This is a genomic window from Leucobacter sp. Psy1 (assembly GCF_020096995.1).
Taxonomy (GTDB): Bacteria; Actinomycetota; Actinomycetes; order Actinomycetales; family Microbacteriaceae; genus Leucobacter.
On the sequence record NZ_CP083692.1, the window covers coordinates 17,810 to 35,520 of the forward strand.

A 17,711-nucleotide genomic window follows, 5' to 3' on the forward strand; every position below is an offset into this window, starting at 1 on the left:
CGAACGTGGTGCCGCGAGATCGGTCAGGACTCGCGCGGTGCGATCTCGAGCATCGTATCGTTCACGGCTGAGGCATCTTCGCTCCAGAGGGCGAGGTATGCGTCAGCGACGCGCTGCTCGAGCCCGGCGAGGGCCTTCACACGGAACACGGTCGCGGCGGCGCGCAACGGGGATTCCGAGTCACGAGCAGCCTTCGCGAAGCCGTGCGCGACGGCTCGCATCCAGGCTTCGCTCGCCGCCTTCACGGCTGCGTAGTTCGCGCCGCCGGCGAGGGGGCGGGCTACGGCGGTCGACGAGATCATGGCCACTCGCGCGCCAGGCGAGGCGCGCAGAGCTGCGTCGAACGCCCGCGTGGCGTATCGCAGGGCGGTAAGAGAGGTCTCGAGCGCTCGGTAGTCCGCCTCGGTCTGACCGGCGAGCCCGCCGCCGCCGCGCCACCCGCCGACGAGGTGGAGCAGGCCGTCGATGGGCCCCTCGCTCAGTACGCGATCCGCGAGCTCATCGACCGCGCCCTCGCTCGTGAGATCCACGACTTCGGTGCGCGCACCGAGGCTCGCGAGGGGTGCAAGCTTCGCGGTATCGCGGCCCGTGACGATCACCTCGGCTCCCGCAGCGAGGAGCGTGCGGGTGGCCGCGTCGCCCGCGGCGCTCGTCGCACCGGCGATGACGACACGGCGACCGGTGAGGTCGATGGGAGCCGCTGCCGAGTCAGTCATCGGAGGCCCGGATTCCGGCAGTGGACGCGATGACGTCGGCCATCTTCTTGTTGAGCGCTTCGAAGAACATGGAGAGCGGGAACTCGTCGTCCATCACGAGGTCGGTGTATCCCTTCGGCGGCCCGGCGAGCACCTCGCGGGGCAGGCCCTCGGCCCAGACAGATGCGGGGTTCGGGGTGACGACCGACGACACGAGCCGGTAGGCCTCGAGCCAATGCACCGTCTTCGGTCGGTCGATGGACTTCCAATACAGGTCGTCGATTGCATCGCCGAGCTCGACGACGGCGTCGGCGACGCGATCCCAGTCGAAACTGAGCTCGACGTCGCGCCACTCGATCACGTGACGCTGGTGGAGCCAGGCGAAGAGCAGCTGCCCCCCGAGCCCGTCGTAGTTGCGCACCCGGGTGCCGGTGATGGCGAAGCGGAAGATGCGATCGAAGATCACGGCGTACTGCACGAGCTTGGCGGTGACGAGGGTCTGCCGCTCGACATCGTTCAGGTCTTCGCCTGCCGCATCGCGAGCGGCGAGGCCGCGCTCGATCTTCACGGACTCGCGAAATGCGGTGAGGTCGCACCGCATCTCCTCGAGCGAGTAGAGGAAGAACGGCATGCGCTGCTTGATCATGAAGGGGTCGAAGGGCAGATCGCCGCGCATGTGGGTGCGGTCGTGGATGATGTCCCACATCACGAACGTCTGCTCGGCGAGCTGCTGATCCGCGAGCATGGCTGCGGCGTCGTCGGGCAGGTCGAGCTTCGTGATCTCGGCGGCGGCCTGGACGACGCGGCGGTAGCGGGCGGCCTCCCGATCCTGGAAGATCGCGCCCCAGGTGAACGTCGGAATCTCGCGCATCGCGACCGTCTCCGGGAACAGGACGGCGGAGTTGGTGTCGTATCCGGACGTGAAGTCGATCAGGCGGAGCGAGACGAACAGTCGGTTGCCGTAGTCGCCGGCTTCCAGCGCCGCGACGAATTCGGGCCAGATGGTTTCTACGATGAGCGCTTCGACGCGGCGATCGGGGGAGCCGTTCTGCGTATACATGGGGAAGACGACGAGGTGTCGGATCCCGTCGACCCGATGCTCCTGCGGCTGGAACGCCACGAGCGAGTCCAGGAAGTCGGGAACACCGAGCCCGCCGTCGACCCAGCGGGCGAAGTCGCGCGGGAGTGCCTCGAGGTAGGCGGCGTCGTGGGGGAAGAGCGGGGCTAGGCCCCGGATTGCGGCCACGATCGTCTCGATATGCGTCGTCGCGGCAGCGTGGTCGGCGGGATCCGGGACGGACCCGTCCTTCGCCTGCAGCGCCTGCATTGCCGTCACTGCCGCCTTGAGCTCGTGCCAGAGGGCACTCTCCTCGACAGTCCGCACGTCGAGTGCGGAGTCCTCGACGGCTGCGCCGGCTCCGATGAGTGCGGCTGTTGCGGCGGCGGAAGCGGACATGAGCATCTCCGATCATGAGTGATTCAGTAAAAAATCCGGCGATAGCGGATGTATGCAGAACATTTTACTCCGAGGAATGCCCGAGTCAAGGAGAGTCAGCGCTGCTGGTACGATCCCAACATGGATGATCCCGTCGACGCGCGCCTTGCGGCAGCGGTGTCGAACGACCCGCGGGCGACGCTCGCGCAGCTCTCCGAGCGGATCGGGCTCTCGTCTTCCGCGGTTCAGGCCCGTTTGAAGCGGCTGGAGCATTCCGGGGTCATCTCGGGGTACCGCGCCGTGCTCGACCCCGAGGCCGTCGGCAAGCCCCTTTCAGCGTTCATCGAAATCACCCCGCTCGATCCGGCGCAGCCCGACAACGCGCCCGAGCTCCTCGAGCACCTCACGGCGATCGAAGCGTGCCACTCGATCGCCGGAGAGGCGAGCTACATGCTGTTCGTCCGAGTCGGGTCTCCACGCGAGCTCGAAGGGCTCATCCGCGACATCCGGCACGCCGCCTCCGTCAATACGCGAACGACCGTCGTGCTCCAGACCTTCTACGAGCACCGTCCGATCCTTCCGCCGCCGGTATGAGCGAGTGGCAGCCGGACGTGCTCGGCGCCGGGTTCGAGCAGTTCACGATCGACCTCGGTGCGGACGACGAGGGTCCGCTCGTCGCCACCCTCGTCCGCTCGCTGCCGCGTCATCGCTCGGTAGGAGCCCGGCTCTTCCTCCGCCCGCTCCCGCTCGAGAACGTGGACGTCCTCTACATCCACGGTTGGTCCGACTACTTCTTCCAGCGGAGGCTGGCGCGTTTCTGGACGGATCGCGGAGCCCGCTTCTTCGCGCTCGACCTCCGGAAGTACGGCAGAAGCCTCCGACCCAATCAGACCGCAGGTTATGTGGAGCACCTCGAAGATTACGACGCCGAGATCGGCGAAGCGCTCGCACTCATCCGCAAGAGCGGCGTGGGCGAACGCAGGCTCGTGCTCATGGGGCACTCGACGGGAGGGCTGATCCTGAGCCTCTGGAGCTCTCGGAACCCGGGTGTCGCCGATGCGCTGGTACTCAACAGTCCCTGGCTCGAATTCCAGCTGAGCTCGCGCATCCGACAGCTGATCGCACCGTTCGTCGATCTGCGCGCCCGGCTGCAACCCATGAAGGAGGCGCCGCAGCTCGATGCGGGGTTCTATTCGCGGGCAGTGCGCGAGGCCGCGGATCCGGACGATCCGATGGACATCGATACCGCCTGGCGTCCCGACCGCTCGCACGCCGTCACACCGGGCTGGTTGCGTGCCGTGCTCGCCGGTCACGCCGAGGTCGGCGCGGGCCTCGTGGTGAACACGCCCATCTGCGTACTGCTCTCCGCGCGCTCGGAAGCTCCGCTGCGGTGGTCGGAGAATCTGACGCGGGCAGATACCGTACTCGATGTCGACGAGGTCGCGCGGGCATCCCTGAAACTCGGGCCATCGGTCACGATCGAGCGCATCGACGGCGCGCTGCACGACATCTTCCTGTCCAGGCGGGAGGCGCGCAACGAGGCGTACGCGAGGCTCGACCGGTGGGTCGTGGGCTGGCAGGCCGTCCCGTACCCCTACCGTTCACCGGCAAGCTAGGCTCGGGGGTATGGATCTCCGAGTAGCCGCATATGCGGTCGTCGAACGCCGGGGGAAGATTCTGCTCACCCACTGGCGTCGCGGTCACATGCACGGATGGACGCTGCCCGGAGGCGGGCTTGAGGCGGGCGAGCACCCGAAGGACGCCGTTGTGCGCGAGGTGCTCGAGGAGACGGGGCTCGAAGCACGCGTGGGCAAGCTCCTCGGGGTGGACTCGCGGGTCATGGTCCGCGAAGAGGTCACCGACGGTCGAGACCCCGAACTGCACACGATCCGCATTATCTACCGTGCCTCGGTGAAGGACGGCCCGCTGCGTCACGAGGTGGGCGGGTCGTCGGACGAGGCGCGCTGGGTCCCGCTCAAGGAGGTGCGCGGGCTTCGCACACTCTCACTCGTGCAGACGGGGATGCGCATGGCCGGACTCGGACGGAGAAGCCCGAACACGCGTCCGCGCAAGTAGTCCGGCAGTTGGAAAACGACGAACGGCGCGACCCCGGTATGTCGGGATCGCGCCGTTCGTCGGTCGACGTCAGTTCTCGGGCGACACCCAGAGCTCGTCGTCGGAACGGAACGCCTGCCAGAGCGCGTATCCCACGCCCACGGCCGCGACTGCGCCGAGGATGATGCCGATGACGCCGCCGGCGCGGCGAGCCTTCGACTTCTTGAGGTAGCCGGTGCGCTCGCCGAACTTGCGCACCTGCTTCGCGGCGTCGGGGTTCTCGAGCTTGTCGAGCGCCCGCACGGTGCTCACCAGAGCGGCGGCCACCACGGGGGCGGTGGCGCGACGCGCACGGCCCGCGGCGCGGCGTGCGGAATCGACGCCGGTTTCAACGTAGGGCCGCAGGTTCTCTGCGGCGGCATCGACGCGAGGAGCGAGGTGCTCATCGCTGAGGTGGCGGGCCTGAGAACCGGCCTCGCCGAGAACGTCGCCCGCCCGACCGAGCACTACGCGCTGGGCGTCGAGCAAGTCGTTAGCGTGACTCCGGAGTTTGCGCAGTTCGCGACGGCGCTTGCGTGAAAGTGCCACAGAATCCTCCATACGGTGTGAAGCGGGTCGCCTTCGTTCGGCTCACGTATCCCCAACGCTACACCGAAGCGACAGTCGATGCGCGATCTGATCCGCATTCCCAGCGGGATCGACGGGTCGCGTCGGTGCTCGCAACTAGACTGAGGCCCATGAGCAACCACACTTCTGTAGCCACCGTCAAGACCAATCACGGCGACATCGTGCTGAACCTCTTCGGCAATCACGCGCCGAAAACGGTGAAGAACTTCGTCGACCTCGCCGAGAAGGGCTTCTACGACGGGGTCATCTTCCACCGCATCATCCCGAACTTCATGATCCAGGGCGGCGACCCCACGGGCACCGGCACGGGCGGCCCCGGTTACACCTTCGATGACGAGATCCACCCCGAGCTCGTCTTCGACCAGCCCTACCAGCTCGCCATGGCGAACGCCGGCAAGCGCCCCGACCTGACCGGTCGTCTCGCGGGCACCAACGGGTCGCAGTTCTTCATCACGACGACGGCTCCCGACTGGCTGAACGGCAAGCACACCATCTTCGGCGTCGTCGCCGACGATGCATCGAAGGCAGTCGTCGACGCCATCTCCGCGGTGCAGACCGGTGCGCAGGATCGTCCCGTCGACGACGTGGTGATCGAGAGCGTCACCGTCACCGAGGCGTAAGACCGTTGAGTTCGGGCGGATCGACCCCGCAGTTCGGTGAACGCGCCGAGTACGGCGCTGAGGACGTGTGCTACCGGCACCCCGGTGTGCCGAGCTTCACGCTGTGCCAACGCTGCGGGAGGACGATCTGCTCGGACTGCCAGACCGCGTCAGCGGTCGGCGTGCTGTGCCCGGAGTGCGTGCGAGCCACGCGCCCGGGCGCAGCAGAGCGCGTGGGGCGATCCGCCCGGGTGATGAGCCGGAGGGCGTCGAGTACCGATGCTCCCGTCGTCACGTACGGGATCATGATCCTCTGCGCGCTCGTGTTCGTCGGGCAGCTGCTGAGCGACACCGTGACGCAGACCCTCTGGTACGCACCGCTCTACTCGCTGCCGTCCGATCTCGCGGGTGCCGGAAGCACGAGCTTCGAGCCGTGGCGCATGCTCACCGTGATGTTCACGCATTCGCCGAGCTTCTTCTTCCACATCCTGCTCAACATGTACGCTCTCTGGCTGTTCGGGCGGAACCTCGAGCAGATGATCGGTCGCGTCCAGTTCGCCGTGCTCTATGTCTTCGCCGGGTTTGGCGGGGCGCTCGGAGTGATGTTTTGGGCGTACGTCGACCCGAACTCGCTCATGACCCCCACGGTCGGAGCATCGGGCGCGATCTTCGGAGTGTTGGCCGCCACGCTCGTCGCCTTCAGGGCCGCCCGGGCGAATATCACCTCGCTCGCCGTGCTCATCGCGATCAACTTTGCGATCGGGCTCATACCTGGCAGCTCGATCTCGTGGCAGGCGCACCTGGGCGGCATGATCGTCGGTGCCCTCACCATGCAGGTGATGGTCGTGCTGCGCGGACCCCGCAAACGCGGTGTGCGGATCGCGGCGCTCGTCGGCATGGCCGTCGTATTGGCGGCGCTGGCCTGCGCCTACTTCGTCGCCCTGCCGTTACCCATCGCCTGAACCCCCGACGAATTCGGGTTACTCAGGGGAGTTATCCACAGGGTTACTCCCAGCTGGGGAAGAATTACACCGGTGTGATTCAGTGCGCGGAGGGGGCTACTTCCACCAGGGCGTCATGAGGAAGCCCACGAGGATCAGGCCGAAGCCGATGAAGATATTGGCCTGACCGAGCTGCGGGATCGGCAGCGGCATGGCGGACGCGCTGGTGATGTAGTACACCACGATCCAGATCAGGCCGAGCAGCATGAACCCGAACATCACCGGCTTGAACCACACGGGGTTCGGGGTGTCCTTCCGGGCCGCCGAGAGCTCGGCCTTGCTGCGCTCGGTCTCCGCGGACTTGCGCTTGCTCACGTCTTTACCAGCTGCTGCCATGACATCGAGTCTACCGGCATCTCCGATCCATCTCAGAGAGCGGACCTAGAATGATCGGTATGACTGAGTCTGCGCGGCCTGCACGGCATGGCCGTCGACGCGTGCGCCGGCGCGCACGACTGAGCCCGCTGACGGTGTTCGGTGAACTCCTGCTGCTCGGAGGGCTCGGTGTGCTCGGCTACATGATCTGGCAGCCCTGGTACACCGGCTTCGTCGTGCAGGGCCAGCAGAACGACCTGGCCGCGGAGGAGTCCGATCGTTGGCGGCAGGCCGCTGAATCCGAGGAGCAGCCCTCGATCGACGGGATTCCCGTGGTGGACAGGCCGGAGCCCGGCGACGTGTTCGCCAACCTGTACGTTCCGGCTTTTGGCGAGACGTTCTCGAACCGCATCACGTATTCGACCGAGCAGTACATCATCGACTCGGGCGACCACGGCATCGGCCAGTACGACGTCACGCAGATGCCGGGCGAACCGGGCAACTTCGCGATCGCCGCCCACCGGAACGGGCCGATTATCGCCCCGTTCCGCGAGGTGATGAATCTCAGGATCGGCGACGGCATGTTCATCGAGACGCCGAAGGGTTGGTACACCTACCGGTTCCGCGACCTCGAGTACGTCTGGCCCGACGAGTTCGACGTCACGAACCCGTTCCCCCGACTCGACGGTACGCCGGGCGAGGACCAGATCCTGACCCTCACGACCTGCCACCCGAAGTGGGCGGGCAGCGAGGAACGGGCGATCGCCTACGCCGTGCTCGAAGACTTCCAGCCGCTGAGCGAGGGTCCACCCGCTGAGCTCGCGGAGCAGAACCCCAACGTGGAAGGAGCGTAGACGGAGTGTTCTCCCTGCTGTGGCGATTCTTCCCCGGACCCGCATGGGTGCGGGTGATCGTGCTGCTCGTCGCCCTCGCCGCGCTCGTGTATGCGATGATCTTCTATATCTATCCGTGGGTGTCTCAACTGCTGCCCGAACCCGAGGTGACGATCAACCAATGACGCGCATTCTGGTCATCGACAACTACGACAGCTTCGTCTACACGCTGAATGGCTATCTGCAGCAGCTCGGCGCGGAGACGCGAGTGATCCGCAACGACGCCGTCAGCGTCGGCGAACTCGAGGCCCTCGCCCGCGAGTTCGATGGCGTGCTGCTGTCGCCAGGGCCGGGTGCTCCCGTCGACGCCGGTGTTTCGATACCGATGGTGGAGATCGCGCTCCGCACCGGCATCCCGCTGCTCGGGGTGTGCCTGGGGCACCAGGCCATCGCCGAGACCCTCGGCGGCACCGTCACGCACGCCGAGGAGCTCATGCACGGCAAGACGTCGGTGGTCACCCATCACCACGACCTGCTCTTCCGCGGGGTTGCCGAGCAGTTCACCGCCACGCGGTACCACTCGCTGGCGGTCGTGCGGAGCACGGTGCCCGAGGTACTGGAGATCACAGCGGAGACCGACGGCGGTGTCGTCATGGGCCTGCGGCATCGGGAGCTGCCCATCTACGGGGTGCAGTACCACCCTGAGTCGGTACTGACCGAGGGCGGGTACGTGCAGCTCGGCAACTGGCTCGGAGTGGCGGGTTCGCCGAACGCGGCTGAGATCGCGGCGACGCTCTCACCGCTGCTCACGCGCAACGTCGACTGAGCGGACGGCCGGCTCAGCCCGAGCAGTACGTGAGCGAGACCTCGGTGCCCTGCGGCTGATCCCCCACGGCGCTCTGCTCGACGATGGGCAGGTTGTTGACCTGGTCGCAGTCGTCGTTCGGCACGATCTTCAGCGACAGTGAGAGGCTCTCGAGCTGCGACTGCGCCGCGGTAAGCGACTGGCCCTTCACATCCGGCACCTGAACATTGCCGCTCGAGACCGTGAGCGTCACGACGGTGTTGGATTCCACAGAGGTGCCGACCTCGGGCGAGACGCCCATCACACGTCCTTTCGGGGCGACGGGATCGTTCTCGGTGTTCACCTGCCCGACGACGAGACCGAGTCCCTCGATCTCACTCGTGTAATCCTCGACAGACATGTTCTCCGTCTCCGGGATCTCTGCCGTGGCGGGGCCGGTCGAGACGTAGATGGTGATCGTGTCGCCCTCGGAGAGGTTCGCCCCCACTTCGGGGTCCGTCGAGATGACATGTTCCGCAGCGACGTCCTCGTCGGCGCGCTCGACGGGAATCGGGACGAGGCCCATGCCCTCGAGTGTCTCGGTCGCGGCCTCTCGTTCGATGCCGGCGAGATCGGGCACCTCGCGCGATTCTTCGGGGAACACCTGGTACGGGGACAGCGTCACGAGCCAGAAGACCACCGCGACGATGACGGCGCCGATCGTCAGGATCGCCGCCCACGTCCACATGACGGGCGGACGGCTCTGGGTGCGCGATCCGCCACCGCTCTCGGCGAGCTGACGCAGCGCGAGATCGGACTCCGACACCTCTTCGCCGCCTGAAAAGAGGACGGTGTCGCTGTCGCCGCCGTGATCGGAGGCGAGCTTGGGCATGGTGCCCTCGGCCGCGAGGCGCAGCGCATCGCGGAACTCGGAGGCGGACTGGAAGCGTCGTGCGCGATCCTTCTGCATGGCGTGCAGCACGACGCGGTCGAGCTCGGCCGTGACGTCTGAGTCGCGTTCGCTCGGCGGCGTCGGTCGCTCGCTCACGTGCTGATAGGCCACGGAGACGGCGGTGTCGCCCTGGAAGGGGACGGCGCCGGTCAGCAGCTCGTAGAGGAGCACGCCGGTCGAGTACAGGTCGGTCCGGGCGTCGACGGTGTCGCCCTTCGCCTGCTCGGGCGAGAAATAGGCGGCGGTGCCGAGGACGGCGGTCGTCTGCTGCAGCGTCGACGAGGTCTCGGAGACGGCTCGGGCGATGCCGAAGTCCATCACCTTGACCTGGCCGTCGGTCGTGATCATGATGTTCGCGGGCTTGATGTCGCGGTGCACGATGCCGGCACGATGCGAGTACTCGAGCGCAGTGAGCACGGAATCGGTGATGCGCGACGCCTCGCTCTGCGAGATTCGGCGTTCCGAGGCGAGCTGCCTGAGGTTGGTGCCCTCCACGTACTCCATCACGATGAACGGGAGCCGCTGAGGGCCGTCCGCCGTCTGGATGAGGTCGTCACCGGCATCGAACACCCGGACGATCGTGGGGTGCGCCATACGGGAGGCGGACTGCGCCTCCTGGCGGAACCGTTCGCGGAAGTCGGCGTCGTCCGCCAGGTTGGCCTTCATGACCTTGATGGCGACCTGGCGTCCCAGCTTCGTGTCCGTGCCCCGGTACACCGTCGCCATGCCGCCCTGGCCGACGAACTCACCAATCGCGTAGCGACCAGCGAGGATTCGCTGCTCACCAGCTTCCGTGGGCTCTGGCATGTTCACCTCAATCTGTGCATGGGCTGGACCTAGTTTACGGGCTCGCAACATGCGAACCTTGCCCCGGTCCAAGTATTCCGTGACTCCGTGACCGTTCCGTTAGTTACCGTCGTTGTTGTCTCCGGGGGGTGTCGGCGACGGCTCGGGCCGCGACGGAGCCTTGACGGTGATCTTCGTCTCCGGCGATGACGGGGATTCCATACTGGCACCACTGCCGCTGCACTGGACGACATACGTGACGGTGATGGTGCCATCGCTCGCGCCCGGCTCGAGGGTCTTCGCCTTGATATTCGCTGAGGATCCGGACTGGTTGCTGAGCGACCCGTCGCCCGAAACCTGGACACGGTATCCCTCGACGTTCAACCCGGTCGGGCAGACGCTCGAATCGAGCGAGAGGGAGGTGGACTCACCCGACTCGATCTCCGTCGAGCCGCTCGGGGCCGCGGGCTGCTCGGGATCCCCGAATCCGACGGCGTAGGTGAGGGTGATCGGCTCGTTGAGCCCCACCTGCTGGCCGGTCGGATTGACCTGCGTCACGAGGCCGGCGCCGTCGGCTGACGGCGATCCTTCCTGGACACGGACGTCGGTGAAGCCGCGCCCCTCCAGGATGCCGACCGCCTGCTCGTAGGGGATGCCGACGAGTTCGCCCTCATCGACGACTCCGGTCGTCGCTTCGGTCTCCGTCGGGGTCGGCGTCGTGGTTTCGGTCGTCCGAGTTTCGCTGGGCTCGGGATCGTCGTTGCCGTTTGCCCATAGAGCGAAGGCGGTGCCGCCTCCGATGAGGAGCAGCAGGATGAGGAGCGTGATGAGCGGCCAGGTCCAGGGACTCTTCTTCTTTTTCTTCTTGCCGTCCTCGCCCTCGGCGGGTCCCTCCTCGATGGGATTGCCGTCCTCGTCGAGGAGCGGCTGCCCGTCCTGCTCGTTCAGCGCCTGAGTGCGCGGCAGAGCCGTGGTGGCGGCGTCCCCCATGGTGGTCGCCGGCATCACCGTGGTGGCGGCATCGCCCGAGCCGAGAATCTGCGGCACGAACCCGGCAGCTGCGCGCACGTCGTCGCGGTGCAGCGCCGATGCGGCCTGCGCCAGCTTCGTCGCGCTCTGCGGGCGACCGTCCGCGTCCTTCGCGAGGCAGGCCATGACGAGGTTCCGCACGGGTGCGGGCACGTCGTTCGGCAGGTCGGGCGGGGTGTCGTTGATCTGCGCCATCGCGATGGCGACCTGCGACTCGCCCGTGAAGGGACGCTTGCCCGCGAGGCACTCGTAGGCGACGACGCCGAGCGAGTAGATATCCGTCGCCGGAGTCGCGATGTGACCGCTCGCCTGCTCGGGCGCGAGGTACTGCACCGTCCCCATGACCTGGCCGGTAGCGGTGAGCGGAACCTGATCGGCGATGCGCGCGATACCGAAGTCGGTGATCTTGACGCGGCCCTCTGGCGTGATGAGCAGGTTGCCCGGCTTGATGTCGCGGTGCACGAGTCCCGCGTCGTGGGCGGCCTGCAGCGATGTGGCGGTCTGAGCGACGATGCCGAGCACCTGGTCGGTGGGAAGCCGACCCTCGCGCTCGATGATGGCGGAGAGCGGCTCACCCGGCACGAGCTCCATGACGATGTATGCGGAGCCCTGCTCCTCGCCGTAGTCGAAGACGTTCGCGATGCCCTCGTGGTTCACGAGAGCAGCGTGACGCGCCTCCGCGCGGAAACGCTCGAGGAAGCCGGGGTCGCCCATGTACTCGTCTTTGAGGATCTTGATCGCGACGGTACGACCGATGATGCTGTCCGTTGCCTTCCAGACCTCACCCATACCGCCGACGGCGATCCTCGAGCTGAGCTCGTAGCGCCCGCCGAACGTGACTCCTGACGTTGGTTTCATTCGCTCAACACCGCTTCCATGACTTGTTTCCCAATCTGCGTGGGGAGTTCGTACGTACTCCCCTCGTATCCATACGCTTCTCCGCCACCGTCGGCGATGACGACCGCGACTGCGACCTCCGGATCGTCCGCTGGGGCGAATCCGGTGAACCAGAGCGTGTAGGGCAGATCCTCGCCCGCCTCGTCCTTGCCGTTCTCCGCCGTGCCGGTCTTACCCGCAACGTCGACACCGTCGATCGCGGCGAGGTGACCGGTGCCGTCGGACTCTGAGACGACCTTGGTCATCATATCCGTGAGTGTATTCGCGGTGCCCTCGGAGATGGGGCGGCTGAACTGCTCGGCCGAGAAGTCCCGCTCGACCCGCAGGTCTGGGGTGATCACCTGGTTCACCAGCTGCGGCTTCATGACCTGGCCATCGTTCGCGATTCCGGCGGAAACCATCGCCATCTGCAGCGGTGTGGCCCGCACGTCGAGCTGCCCGATCGAGGAGAGGGCGACCTGCGCCTGGCCGTCGGGCTCGGGCGCGTCGCTCGGTGTCACACTCATCGGAATCTCGATGTCCTGCCCGAAACCGAAGTCGCGCGCCATCGCCGGGACGTCGCCGGAGTCCATGCTCATCGCGAGCTCGGCGAACGGGATGTTGCACGAGAGCACGAGGGCGCGTTCCATCGACACCTTCGATCCGGAATCGCAGGTCTCGCGCGTCGAGTTCTGCATCTCCGCGGAGGACTGCGGGAGTTGCAGCGTGCGCGGGTTCGCGAATTCGGTGCTGGGCTTCGCGTCGCCGTTCTCGAGGGCTGCGGCCGCCGTGAGGAGTTTGTAGGTGGAACCGGGATGGTAGAGGTCGCCGCCGATCGCGCGGTTCGTGAGGGGCCGCGCAGGATCCTCTTCGTACTGCCGGTAGTTCGTGATGATCTCGGCGTCGTTGTTCGAGGACAGCAGATTCGGATCGAAGCTCGGCGTCGACACGAGCGCGAGCACCTTGCCGGTCTTCGGCTCGAGTGCCACGACAGCGCCCTCGAGGCCGTCCATCCCCTCGGCCGCCGCGGCCTGCGCCGCCGGGTCGATCGTGAGCTCGACCGAGCTGCCCTGCGGCTCGATGCCGGAGACCGTGTTCATGAATCGCGAGAAGAACTGGGCGTCGCCGATGCCGGCGAGATCCTGGTTCATGGACGACTCGATGCCGGTGAGGCCCTGGGTGTGCGAGAAGTAGCCGGTGATCGGCGCCCAGAGGGGCCCGTTCTCGTACTGACGCTGGTACTTGAACTCGTCGTCCGTCGGGGTCGAGTAAGCCACCGGGTTGCCGTCGACGAGGATCGACCCGCGCTCGACGTTGTAGCTGTTCTTCACGGTGCGACTGTTGAGCTCGTTGCTGCGCAGTTCATCGGCCGAGACGAACTGGATCATCGTCACGGCGAAGAACAGGATGAGGAACATGCCGAACACAGTTCGGGTGATGAATTTCAGCTGCTTGTTCATGCGCGGATCACCAGCTTGGGTCGGTTGCGCACGGCGTTCGAGAGCCGGAGGAGCAGCGCGATGATGATCCAGTTCGAGACCAGCGAAGAACCGCCTGCCGCGAGGAACGGCGCGGTGAGACCGGTCAGGGGGATCACCCGGGTGACACCGCCGACGACGACGAAGACCTGGAGTGCGAGAGTGAAGGCGAGTCCGGCGGCGAGGAGCTTGCCGAAGTCGTCCTGACCGGCGAAACCGATGCGGAGCCCGCGGCTCACGAGCAGGAGGTAGGCGGCGAGCACCACGAACAGGCCGATGAGACCGAGTTCCTCACCGAGGCTCGGGAAAATGTAGTCGCTCCGGGCGAGGGGCGTGTCCTGCGGGAATCCCTGGCCGAGTCCGGTGCCCGTCATTCCGCCGTTGGCCATGCCGAAGAGACCCTGCACGAGCTGGTAGCTCGCGCCCAGCGGATCGGCGAAGGGATCGAGCCAGTTCGCGAACCGGTTGCCGACGTATGCGAGAGTCTGGCTCGCGAGGATGCCGCCGAACAGGAAGAGGCCGACACCGAGGACGATCCAGCCGATGCGGCCGGTCGCGAGGTACAGCATCGACAGGAACAGGCCGAAGTACAAGAGCGACGTGCCGAGGTCGCGCTGGAAGACGAGCACCGACATCGCGAGGAGCCAGAACACGAGCAGGGGCCCAAGGTCGCGCCCGCGCGGGAACCGGATGCCGAGCACCTTCTTGCCCACCATGGCGAGCGCCTCGCGGTTGCGCACGAGGTATCCGGCGAAGAAGATCGCGAGCATGATCTTCGCGACCTCGCCGGGCTGGAAGGAGAAGCCGCCCACGTGGATCCAGACGCGGGCGCCATTGATCTCCTGGCCGATGCCCGGGAGCATCGGCAGGAGGAGCAGGAGGAGCCCGGTGAGACCGAGGAGGTAGGTGTACCGGAAGAGCACCAGATGATTCTTGATCACCAGGAGCACTACGATCGCGATCCCGACCGCGATCGTGGCCCACAGCAGCTGACGGGCCGAGACGGAGCCCATCGTGACCGCGCCGTCGGCGAGATCGATGCGGTAGATCATCGCCGTTCCGAGCAGGTTCAGCATGACCGCGACCGGCAAGATGAGCGGATCGGCGTCGGGAGCCGTGCGGCGAACGACGATGTGCAGCGCGGCGACGGCGATGAGGAACGCGACGCCCGTCGGTACGAGGACCATCGAGAGCTCGCCGTTGACCGTGAAGTCGACGATGACGATCGCGGCGATGCCGACGATCGCAGCGAAGACCGTCAGGGCGAGTTCCAGCCCGCGCAGCAGTCGGGGCGCACGGATCGCGGTGATCCGCTGCAGCACCGTCTCGCTCGTGCGGACGCGCTCGTACGTGTTCGCATCACTCGTCATCGTCGTGCACCCCCAAGCGGGTCACGATGTCGCGGGCTTCCTCGAGCGAGCTCGCGCTGAGCGTGCGCTCGATCTGCCGGCGCTCATTCCCGTCGAGCGCGTCGATCGGGATATCGGTGTCCTCGGCGACGGAGTGCAGGTCGATGGAGCCGATGCTCTGCTGCACACCCTGGTAGATCACGACAGAGTTGCCGTCCGTGCCGACGAAGTAGCGGGTCTGCGTCCACTGATACCCGAGGAACAGCGCACCGGCGATCGTCGCGAGCACGGCGATGACGCCCACGAGCCAGAGCACGCGTCGGCGCCAGTTGCGTCGACGGGTCTCTGCGATGAGCTCGGCGAGGTACTCGTCCACACGGGGTTCGAAGTGGCTCTCCTCCACCGGCTGCGCGCGGCGCGGAGGCCTGCGGCGGCCGAGCAGCTTGTTCCTCGCGGTGCTGACGCGCTCCCCGCCGGGGATATCGGAGGCCGCAGAACCGGCGAAGCGCGGTCCCGGCAGCTGATCCGGCTCGATCGGCGCGGGGATCGCCTCGACCAGCACGACGGTCACGTTGTCGGGCGCACCGGCCGCGAGGCTCTTGTCGATGAGGTTCTCGACGGCGCCCTCGAGCGTGGTCCTGCGCTTCAGGATCTTTTCGATGTCGGGCTCGTCCACGTACCCGCACAGGCCGTCGGAGCAGAGCAGCCACACGTCGCCGACCTGCGAGTCGAGCACCTCGGTGTCGATCTCCGGTGACGAGTCGACGTCGCCGAGCACGCGCATGAGCACCGAGCGGCGAGGGTGGGTCTTCGCCTCCTCCTCGGTGATGCGGCCGCTGTCGACCAGCCGCTGCACGAAGGTGTGGTCGCGGGTGACCTGACGCATCTTGCCGTTCCGCAGCAGGTAGAGCCGCGAGTCGCCGATGTGGGCGAGTGCGAGCTGGTCGCCGACGGTGAGGAACCCCGTGAACGTGGTGCCCATGCCCGCGAGCTCCGGCCGATCCTTGACCGTTGAGCGGAGCATCCGGTTGGCATCGAGCAGCCCGGCTTTCAGCGCCCGCGCGCTCTCGACCGCGTTGCCGGTCGGCTGGCCCTCGATGTCGGCCATCGTCTTCGTGGTGAGCGCGGATGCGACGTCGCCGCCGGCGTGGCCGCCCATGCCATCGGCGACGAGGAACAACCGGTCGCCCGCGAAGCCGGAGTCCTGGTTGTTCGACCGCACCATCCCGACATGGGAGCCGATCGCGCTCGCGAAACCGATCGTCACGGCGTCGGCCTCAGCTCGAAGGTCGTCGTGCCGATCGTGACCGGCGTGAACATGGGCAGCTGCATCGGCGAGGTGATGCGGTTGCCCGAGACCTTGGTGCCGTTAGTCGAGTCGAGGTCTGAGATCGTCCAGCGATCGCCTGAGCGGTTGAGCTGTGCGTGGTAGGTCGAGGTGTACTCGTCGACGATGACGAGCGTTGAGTCGGCGCTCCGCCCCACCGTCACGATGTCGTCATCGAGGGCGATGGAGGTACCTGCGGCCTTCCCGCCCGTGATGACGAGGTATCTCGCCGGACCGGTCGGGGCAGATGGGCCTCTCGGTGGCGCGACCATGGCGGTCGGGGCATCGCTCGGCGCGGGGGAGGCGACCGGTGCTGCCGCCGGTGCGGCTGCGGCCGCTGCCGCACTGTTCGCGGCCCGATTGGTGGCCTCTTCGCCGCGCATGCGGCGCACGGGAGTGCCGAACAGATCACTACGCAGCGCGTAGACAATGGCGAAGATGAAGAACCAGAGCAGCAGCAGGAAGCCGATGCGCAAGATCATCAGGGTCAGTTCGCTCACAGGCCCCTCCAGAAGTCCTGCTCGATGCCGGACCCTGATCCGGACTCAGCGTCTGAGCCGCGGGAAGACTGCGAGGAACCGCCGCTCGACGACCGCTGCTGCCGTGCAGGGGCGTCGGTGCGCGACGGGACGAGTTCGAAACGCAGTGAGGTCTGGCCGATCGTGATGGTCGTATCAGGGGCGAGGGCGGCTTCGCGGAACCGCTCTCCGTTGATCTTCGAGCCGTTCGTCGAGCCGAGGTCGCGGGCGAGGCCGGCCTGGCCGTCCCACAGCACATCGAGGTGCTGGCGAGAGGCGGCCGAATCCGTGATGCGGATCGCCGCGTCGCTGCCACGGCCCACGATGTTCGACCCGCGACGCAGCGGGTAGCGCACACCACCGTCGATGACGAGCATGGGGGTCCAGCCGACCGCGCCGTCGACGCGCGTCGCGTCGACCTCGAGGACGCCCTTGGTCAGGTTCTCGTCGGGGCGCACCTCGACATCGGCGTCGCCGGCCAACTGGTATCCCTGCCGCTTGACGTGCTTATTCACCACGCCCACGAGCTCGCGCTCGAGAGTGTCGCCGAGACTGGTGAGCCGTTCGTAGTCGGCCTCGGAGACGCGCACGACGAAACGGTTCGGAGCCAGCACACGATCACGGTCGACGATCACGGCACCGATGTCGAGCTCGCGCTTCAGCGCAGAGGCGATCTCCACCGGCTGCACACCGGATCGGAAGGTCCGGGCGAACGCACCGTTCACTGCGCGCTCGAGGCCGCGTTCGACATTGTCGAGTATGCCCATGGGCCGCGACCCCCTCTCTGTGTTCCGTGGTCCTGGCTGCTGCCGCTTCACTGGTGGACCCGCGCTGCCGTGCACCCGCGCGGAACCCCGCACGGGAGGCCGACGACCCGGCTCGTCTATGAATGCTACTCGGTAGGAGTTGACAACACCCAAGCGAGGAGCCAAATCGGGATGCGTTCGTTGCCGCGCTGCGCAGGTGCTCGGGCGGTCTGCGCGCCACTCGCGGGCGGTGTTGGCGCGGAAGTGCGGGGGTCCATGGGCGGCAGGCGCAGGGATGGCGCCCGG

19 protein-coding genes are annotated in these 17,711 nt (G+C 66.9%); 8 read left to right on the forward strand and 11 right to left on the reverse strand.

What is annotated here, in order from left to right:
- Positions 1–23: 23 nt before the first annotated feature.
- Positions 24–716, reverse strand: coding sequence for an SDR family NAD(P)-dependent oxidoreductase (locus K8P10_RS00085; RefSeq protein ID WP_224779770.1), 693 nt, complete (start codon positions 714–716; stop codon positions 24–26).
- The gene (locus K8P10_RS00090; RefSeq protein WP_224779771.1) at positions 709–2,151 is read right to left on the reverse strand and encodes a DUF6421 family protein; all 1,443 of its coding nucleotides are present in this window, start codon (positions 2,149–2,151) and stop codon (positions 709–711) included. The genes K8P10_RS00085 and K8P10_RS00090 overlap by 8 nt, the downstream gene beginning before the upstream one ends.
- A 120-nt stretch (positions 2,152–2,271) precedes the next feature.
- Here K8P10_RS00090 and K8P10_RS00095 point away from each other — a divergent pair, with 120 nt between their 5' ends.
- From K8P10_RS00095 to K8P10_RS00105, 3 genes are read left to right on the forward strand one after another with little or no spacing between them, the layout of a single operon-like run.
- Positions 2,272–2,724 carry an Lrp/AsnC family transcriptional regulator gene (locus tag K8P10_RS00095; RefSeq protein ID WP_224779772.1) on the forward strand — a complete coding sequence of 151 codons (453 nt, stop codon included), beginning with the start codon at positions 2,272–2,274 and terminating at the stop codon, positions 2,722–2,724.
- Positions 2,721–3,746 (forward strand): alpha/beta hydrolase, encoded by a 1,026-nt coding sequence (locus K8P10_RS00100; protein WP_224779773.1) that lies wholly within the window; start codon positions 2,721–2,723, stop codon positions 3,744–3,746. Before K8P10_RS00095 ends, K8P10_RS00100 begins: the two co-directional genes overlap by 4 nt.
- A gap of 10 nt (positions 3,747–3,756) precedes the next feature.
- Complete coding sequence (locus K8P10_RS00105; protein WP_224779774.1) at positions 3,757–4,206, forward strand: NUDIX hydrolase; 450 nt, start codon at positions 3,757–3,759, stop codon at positions 4,204–4,206.
- Positions 4,207–4,275: 69 nt separating this feature from the next.
- Here K8P10_RS00105 and K8P10_RS00110 read toward each other — a convergent pair whose 3' ends face one another.
- On the reverse strand, positions 4,276–4,773 hold the full coding sequence (locus tag K8P10_RS00110; RefSeq protein ID WP_224779775.1) for a DNA/RNA helicase: 498 nt from the start codon (positions 4,771–4,773) through the stop codon (positions 4,276–4,278).
- 149 nt (positions 4,774–4,922) lie between these two features.
- Between K8P10_RS00110 and K8P10_RS00115 the strand changes: the two genes are divergently transcribed.
- Positions 4,923–5,432 (forward strand): peptidylprolyl isomerase, encoded by a 510-nt coding sequence (locus K8P10_RS00115; RefSeq protein ID WP_224779776.1) that lies wholly within the window; start codon positions 4,923–4,925, stop codon positions 5,430–5,432.
- A gap of 5 nt (positions 5,433–5,437) precedes the next feature.
- Positions 5,438–6,373 (forward strand): rhomboid family intramembrane serine protease, encoded by a 936-nt coding sequence (locus K8P10_RS00120; protein WP_224779777.1) that lies wholly within the window; start codon positions 5,438–5,440, stop codon positions 6,371–6,373.
- 96 nt (positions 6,374–6,469) lie between these two features.
- Here the strand turns inward: K8P10_RS00120 and K8P10_RS00125 are convergent, their stop codons facing one another.
- On the reverse strand, positions 6,470–6,748 hold the full coding sequence (locus tag K8P10_RS00125; RefSeq protein ID WP_224779778.1) for a cell division protein CrgA: 279 nt from the start codon (positions 6,746–6,748) through the stop codon (positions 6,470–6,472).
- Between the two features lie 59 nt (positions 6,749–6,807).
- On the opposite strand from K8P10_RS00125, the gene K8P10_RS00130 reads away from it, so the two are divergent.
- The 3 genes from K8P10_RS00130 to K8P10_RS00140 are packed head-to-tail and all read left to right on the forward strand — an operon-like array spanning position 6,808 to position 8,386.
- On the forward strand, positions 6,808–7,581 hold the full coding sequence (locus K8P10_RS00130; protein ID WP_224779779.1) for a class E sortase: 774 nt from the start codon (positions 6,808–6,810) through the stop codon (positions 7,579–7,581).
- Between the two features lie 5 nt (positions 7,582–7,586).
- Positions 7,587–7,745 carry a hypothetical protein gene (locus K8P10_RS00135; protein ID WP_224779780.1) on the forward strand — a complete coding sequence of 53 codons (159 nt, stop codon included), beginning with the start codon at positions 7,587–7,589 and terminating at the stop codon, positions 7,743–7,745.
- The gene (locus K8P10_RS00140; protein WP_224779781.1) at positions 7,742–8,386 is read left to right on the forward strand and encodes an aminodeoxychorismate/anthranilate synthase component II; all 645 of its coding nucleotides are present in this window, start codon (positions 7,742–7,744) and stop codon (positions 8,384–8,386) included. The genes K8P10_RS00135 and K8P10_RS00140 overlap by 4 nt, the downstream gene beginning before the upstream one ends.
- Before the next feature lie 13 nt (positions 8,387–8,399).
- Here the strand turns inward: K8P10_RS00140 and pknB are convergent, their stop codons facing one another.
- The 7 genes from pknB to K8P10_RS00175 all read right to left on the reverse strand — a co-directional run bounded on the left by pknB (position 8,400) and on the right by K8P10_RS00175 (position 17,426).
- The gene (gene pknB / locus K8P10_RS00145; protein WP_224779782.1) at positions 8,400–10,103 is read right to left on the reverse strand and encodes a Stk1 family PASTA domain-containing Ser/Thr kinase; all 1,704 of its coding nucleotides are present in this window, start codon (positions 10,101–10,103) and stop codon (positions 8,400–8,402) included.
- Between the two features lie 99 nt (positions 10,104–10,202).
- Positions 10,203–11,969: a serine/threonine-protein kinase gene (locus tag K8P10_RS00150; protein WP_224779783.1), complete on the reverse strand. Its 1,767-nt coding sequence runs from the start codon at positions 11,967–11,969 to the stop codon at positions 10,203–10,205.
- Entirely contained in the window at positions 11,966–13,447 is a 1,482-nt protein-coding gene (locus K8P10_RS00155) for a penicillin-binding protein 2 (RefSeq protein WP_224779784.1), read from the reverse strand. Before K8P10_RS00155 ends, K8P10_RS00150 begins: the two co-directional genes overlap by 4 nt.
- Entirely contained in the window at positions 13,444–14,835 is a 1,392-nt protein-coding gene (locus K8P10_RS00160) for an FtsW/RodA/SpoVE family cell cycle protein (RefSeq protein WP_224779785.1), read from the reverse strand. Before K8P10_RS00160 ends, K8P10_RS00155 begins: the two co-directional genes overlap by 4 nt.
- Positions 14,825–16,081, reverse strand: coding sequence for a PP2C family serine/threonine-protein phosphatase (locus K8P10_RS00165; RefSeq protein WP_224779786.1), 1,257 nt, complete (start codon positions 16,079–16,081; stop codon positions 14,825–14,827). Before K8P10_RS00165 ends, K8P10_RS00160 begins: the two co-directional genes overlap by 11 nt.
- Positions 16,078–16,641, reverse strand: coding sequence for an FHA domain-containing protein (locus K8P10_RS00170; protein WP_224779787.1), 564 nt, complete (start codon positions 16,639–16,641; stop codon positions 16,078–16,080). The genes K8P10_RS00165 and K8P10_RS00170 overlap by 4 nt, the downstream gene beginning before the upstream one ends.
- Complete coding sequence (locus K8P10_RS00175) at positions 16,638–17,426, reverse strand: FhaA domain-containing protein (RefSeq protein ID WP_224779788.1); 789 nt, start codon at positions 17,424–17,426, stop codon at positions 16,638–16,640. The genes K8P10_RS00170 and K8P10_RS00175 overlap by 4 nt, the downstream gene beginning before the upstream one ends.
- Positions 17,427–17,711: the final 285 nt, after the last annotated feature.